Annotated in this window: 5 protein-coding genes; 1 reads left to right on the top strand and 4 read right to left on the bottom strand. The window is 75.2% G+C overall.

Features of this window, described 5'->3' with window-relative positions:
- The first annotated feature begins 396 nt into the window (after positions 1-396).
- The gene (surE, locus tag CTKZ_RS19555; protein WP_124344482.1) at positions 397-1,164 is read left to right on the top strand and encodes a 5'/3'-nucleotidase SurE; all 768 of its coding nucleotides are present in this window, start codon (positions 397-399) and stop codon (positions 1,162-1,164) included.
- Positions 1,165-1,172: 8 nt separating this feature from the next.
- Here the strand turns inward: surE and CTKZ_RS19550 are convergent, their stop codons facing one another.
- The 4 genes from CTKZ_RS19550 to crtI are packed head-to-tail and all read right to left on the bottom strand — an operon-like array spanning position 1,173 to position 4,535.
- Entirely contained in the window at positions 1,173-2,042 is an 870-nt protein-coding gene (locus CTKZ_RS19550) for a prenyltransferase (RefSeq protein ID WP_124344481.1), read from the bottom strand.
- Positions 2,039-2,377 (bottom strand): lycopene cyclase domain-containing protein, encoded by a 339-nt coding sequence (locus CTKZ_RS19545; protein ID WP_124344480.1) that lies wholly within the window; start codon positions 2,375-2,377, stop codon positions 2,039-2,041. The genes CTKZ_RS19550 and CTKZ_RS19545 overlap by 4 nt, the downstream gene beginning before the upstream one ends.
- Positions 2,374-2,808: a lycopene cyclase domain-containing protein gene (locus tag CTKZ_RS19540; RefSeq protein WP_124344479.1), complete on the bottom strand. Its 435-nt coding sequence runs from the start codon at positions 2,806-2,808 to the stop codon at positions 2,374-2,376. The genes CTKZ_RS19545 and CTKZ_RS19540 overlap by 4 nt, the downstream gene beginning before the upstream one ends.
- Positions 2,805-4,535: a phytoene desaturase family protein gene (crtI, locus tag CTKZ_RS19535; protein ID WP_268904348.1), complete on the bottom strand. Its 1,731-nt coding sequence runs from the start codon at positions 4,533-4,535 to the stop codon at positions 2,805-2,807. The genes CTKZ_RS19540 and crtI overlap by 4 nt, the downstream gene beginning before the upstream one ends.
- Positions 4,536-4,643 lie beyond the last annotated feature (108 nt).

Genomic DNA, 4,643 nt, shown 5'->3' with positions numbered 1-4,643 from the left:
GGTCGGGTCACGTCGGGCGGGTCGGGTCACGTCGGGCGGGTCGGGGCGGGGCGCGTCGGGTGGGTCGGGTCGCCGCCACGTCGGGCGTGCCCGGTCGGGTGGGGCCGCCTCAGGTCGGGTGGCGGGTCGCCGCCACGTCGGGCGGGCGCGGTCGGGTGGGTCCGCGTCGGGTCGGGTGGCGGGTCGGCGCCACGTCGGGCGGGCCCGGTCGGGTGGGGCCGCCTCAGGTCGGGTGGCGGGTCGCCGCCACGTCGGGTCCGATGGACGGGCAGGGGGTGGGCGTCAGGTCGGGGCCGCCGGCCTGGACGGCGCGGTGCGGACGTGGAGTGACGACCGCCGACGACACGGTCAGCGGTCGACCGTGACCGTCGACGGACATCGACGAGAGGTGGCGGCATGCGGGTGCTGGTGACGAACGACGACGGGATCGACTCCCCCGGGCTCACGACGCTCGCCGTCATGGCGGCGGACGCGGGGCACGACGTGGTGGTCGCGGCCCCCGCGCGCGAGTCGTCGGGCGCGAGCGCGTCGCTGCTGGGAGCCGAGCAGGACGGGCGGCTGATCGTCGCGTCGAAGCCGTCGCCGGGCCTGCCCGACCACATCCCGTCCTTCGCGGTGCGTGCCGCGCCCGGGCTGATCGCGTTCGTCGCCGCGTACGGCGGCTTCGGGCCGAAGCCTGACGTCGTGCTGTCGGGTGTGAACCGCGGGGCGAACACGGGGCACGCGGTGCTGCACTCGGGCACGGTCGGCGCCGCGCTCTCGGGCGCGACGCACGGCATCAAGGGCTTGGCGGTGTCGATCGCGTACCACGACCCGCGGCACTGGGAGACGGCCGGAGCCTTCGCGCGGCCGGTCCTCGACTGGGTCGTCGCGCACTGCCCGGGCGACCGCGTCCTCAACCTCAACGTCCCGGACCTGCCGGTCGAGCAGGTGCGCGGTCTGCGCAAGGCGCCGCTCGCGTCGTTCGGTGCGGTGCAGGCGCGCATCCACGAGCTCGAGCACGGCCACCTGCAGCTGACCTACTCGGACGTCGAGATCACGCGCGAGCCCGACACGGACGCGGGGATGCTCGCGCGTGGGTGGGCGACCGTGACGCAGCTGCTGGCCCCGGCCTTCGACGCGGACGCGGAGCTGCCGGAGTCGGGCCCGCTGACGACGGCCTGACGGCGGCGTCAGGTGCGGGCGATCGCGATGAGCAGCATCGTCACCAGGAACCCGGTGACGAGGTTGAGCCACAGGAACCGCCGCCACCCGGCGTTGGCGCGCTCGCAGTCGTCGTCGGTGACGCGCCAGAACGTCGCGGTCGACACGGCGTACGGCAGGGGCAGGACGGCGGCGAGCACGCCGGGCCACGGGACGACGAGCAGCACGCCCGCGGCGGCGACGTAGGCGAGCGTCGCGAGCACGACGGTGGGGTGGGCGCCGAGGACGGTCGCGACGGAGGAGATCCCGCCCTCGCGGTCGGCGCGCACGTCCTGCACCGCCCCGAACGCGTGCGACGCCATGCCCCACAGCACGAACGCGACGAGCACGGGCCAGACGGTCGGCGCCGCGAGGTCCGCCGCGACGAGCACGAGCGCGTAGAGCAGGGGTCCGACGAAGTGCATCGCGGACGTGAACGAGTCGAGGAACGGCCGCTCCTTGAACCGCAGCACGGGCGCGGAGTACGCGACGACGAGGAACAGCACCAGCGTGAGCACGACCGTCGCCGCGACCGACCCGACGGCGACGAGGTAGACCACGAACGGCACGACGGACAGCGCGCTGGCCCACAGGATCCGGCGGTGCACGGCCCGGGCCCGCTCGGGTGCGACGAGCCCGCCCTCGATCCCGCCCTTGCGCGGGTTGCGCAGGTCGGACGCGTAGTCGAACACGTCGTTCACGCCGTACATCAGCAGGTTGTACGGCACGAGGAAGAACAGCGTCCCGACGACGAGCGTGAGGTCGATCCGCCCCTGCGTGGCCATGAGGTAGCCCGCGGCGAACGGGTAGGCGGTGTTGATCCAGGAGAACGGCCGCGACGCGGCGAGGACCTCCTTCACCCCGCCCCCTCGACGTCGGTCCGAGCGGCCGACGACGCCGCCACGCGCGGCCGGCGCCGACCCAGGACGGTCCACAGCACGGGCATCCCGACGGCCGCGGCGATCGCGTACGCGAAGTCCTCGAGCGGAGCGCCGAGGATGTACACGCCGAGGATCTTGTCAGGGGCGTACACGTACAGGTCGGCGGCGATCATGAGCGTGTCGAACACGGCGGTCAGCACGCACAGGTGCACGACCGTCCAGACGACGGGCCACCCGCGCAGCCGCCGCAGCGTCGGCCACGACACCGCGAGCAGCACGACGAGGACCGCGGCGTTCAGCACGATGTTCGTCACGCGGCACCCCCGTCCGAGCCCGACGGCCCCGACGACCCCGGACCGCCCGCCGCGCCCGACGTCCCCGGCGTCCCCGACCCGCGCTCGGCGTCGTGCAGCGCCCGCGCCCCGGCGGCGCGCAGCGACGCCGTCCGGTCGAACCACCGCCACGCGAGCAGCGCGACGTAGCAGAGCAGCGTGAGGAAGAACACCTCCTCGATCGGCAGCTCGGGCGCGAGCAGGATCCCGGTCATGTGCGGCGACTCGCCGCGCGCGAAGATGCCGAGCAGCAGCCCGGCGACGTCCCACAGCAGGAACGCCACGACGCCGATCCCGACGGTCCACGCGGCGCGGCGCGGGTCGTGCCAGAAGGCGAGGCGGGACCGCCGGTCGAGCAGGGCGAGGCCACCGAGGGACACCAGCAGCGCCCCCAGGTAGGCGAGTCCCGTCATGCGCCCGACCGTACGCCGGACCAGAGCCCGGCCGGGCGGGCGGCGTCGAGGAACCCGCGACGCAGGGGTGCGGGCAGCGGGCGCGTCGACGTCTCCCCGAGCAGGCGCTTCGCGACGAGCTCGGCGCTGATGAGGCACATCGGCAGCCCGACGCCGGGGATCGTCCCCCCGCCGACGTGCAGCAGGTTCGCCACGCGCGCGGACGCGTCGCCGGGCCGGAACATCGCGCTCTGCGCGAGCGTGTGCTCCATGCCGAGCGCGGTCCCGCGCCACGCGGACAGGTCGCGCGCGAAGTCGGCGGGCGCGACGACGTGCCGCGTCACGACCCGGTCGCGCAGGTCGGGCACCCCCGCCCACGACCCGACCTGGTCGAGGAACCGGTCGGCGTACCGCTCGACGGCCTCCCGCTCGGGGCTCCCGGGCGGGCCGTCGCCGAGGGACGCGTCGGCGGGGAACGGGACGAGGAGGAACAGGTTCTCGTGCCCGGGCGGCGCGGCGGTGGGGTCGGTCGCGGTGGTCCGCGACGCGTACACGGAGGCGACGTCGGGCACCCGCAGGTCGGCGGGCGCGGTGGACCGTCCGGTGCCGAGGATGTCGTCGAAGTTGCCGGGCCAGTCGCGCGTGAAGAACAGCGAGTGGTGGGCCAGCTCCGGCAGCGACCCACGGACGCCCGCCATGACGAGCAGCGCGGAGATGCCGGGACCGTGCCGCTCCCACGACGCGGCGGGGTGGTCGCTGTGCCGCGGCTCGAGCAGCGCGGTCTCGGTGTGGTGCCGGTCGGCCCCCGAGACGACGACGTCGGCCTCGACGAGCTCCCCGCCGGCGAGCCGCACCCCGCGCGCGACGCCGGTGCGCCGCGGGGCCCGCGCGGACCACGGCACGTCGTCGACCTCGATCGCGACGACGTCCGCGCCGGTCCGGATCTCGACGCCCTCGCGCACCGCGAGCCGTTCGAGCGCCTCGATGACCGTGTACATGCCGCCGCGCGGGTACTGCACGCCGTCGACGAGGTCGAGGTGGCTCATGAGCGAGTACAGGGCGGGGACGCGGTACGGCGACGACCCGAGGAAGACCGCGTGGTAGCCGAGCGCCTGCCGCAGCACGGGGTGCTCGACGGTCGTCTCGATCTTCTCCGCGAGGGTGTGCGTGAGCAGGTCGACCAGCGTCCCGGCACGCCGCACGACGGGTGCCGACAGCAGCCGGTCCGGCCGCTGGAACGTCGTCCAGAGGAAGTGGTCGAGCGCGGTCCGGTAGGCCGTCGACGCGTCCTCGGCGTACCGCCGCACGGCCTCGCCCGCGCCGGGCTCGAGCGCCTCGAACGTGGCCCAGTTGACCTCGGGGTCGCCGCTCAGCTCGAAGCCGCCTGCGAGCCCGCCGGGGTGGTCGGGCTCGGTGAACAGCCGGTACGCCGGGTCGAGCCGCACGAGGTCGAGGTGGTCCTCGACGCGCTCGCCGAGCAGCGCGAACGCGTGCGCGAACACCTCGGGCATGAAGTACCAGGACGGCCCGGTGTCGAACCGGAACCCGTCGAGCTCGAGCGTCCCCATGCGGCCGCCGACGCGGTCGTGCCGCTCGAGCAGCGTCACGTGCGCTCCCCCACGGGCGAGCAGCGCGGCCGTCATGAGCCCGCCGATGCCCCCGCCGACGACGACGACGCGCCCGCCGGGGCCGCCGTCCCGCCCGGAGGCACGAGGTGCGCCCGCGGAACGGGTGCGCGGTGCCGTCATCGTCACGCCTTCTGTCCTCCGCGTCGTGCGTCCCACCACTCGCGCGCGACGGCCGTCGCGACGACCCGGGCCTTCACCGGCGCCGGCACGCTGGCCCGCGCCCGCACG

Origin of the sequence: Cellulomonas algicola (genome assembly GCF_003851725.1) — a bacterium.
Classification (GTDB): Bacteria; Actinomycetota; Actinomycetes; order Actinomycetales; family Cellulomonadaceae; genus Cellulomonas; species Cellulomonas algicola.
This window is presented reverse-complemented; position numbering and strand designations above follow the sequence as displayed.

What these genes read in the sequence shown, in the direction of transcription:
- crtI (WP_268904348.1), bottom strand. Translation starts at nt 4,535, where the DNA reads ATGACGGCACCGCGCACCCGTTCCGCGGGCGCACCTCGTGCCTCCGGG.
- surE (WP_124344482.1), top strand. Translation starts at nt 397, where the DNA reads ATGCGGGTGCTGGTGACGAACGACGACGGGATCGACTCCCCCGGGCTC.
- CTKZ_RS19540 (WP_124344479.1), bottom strand. Translation starts at nt 2,808, where the DNA reads ATGACGGGACTCGCCTACCTGGGGGCGCTGCTGGTGTCCCTCGGTGGC.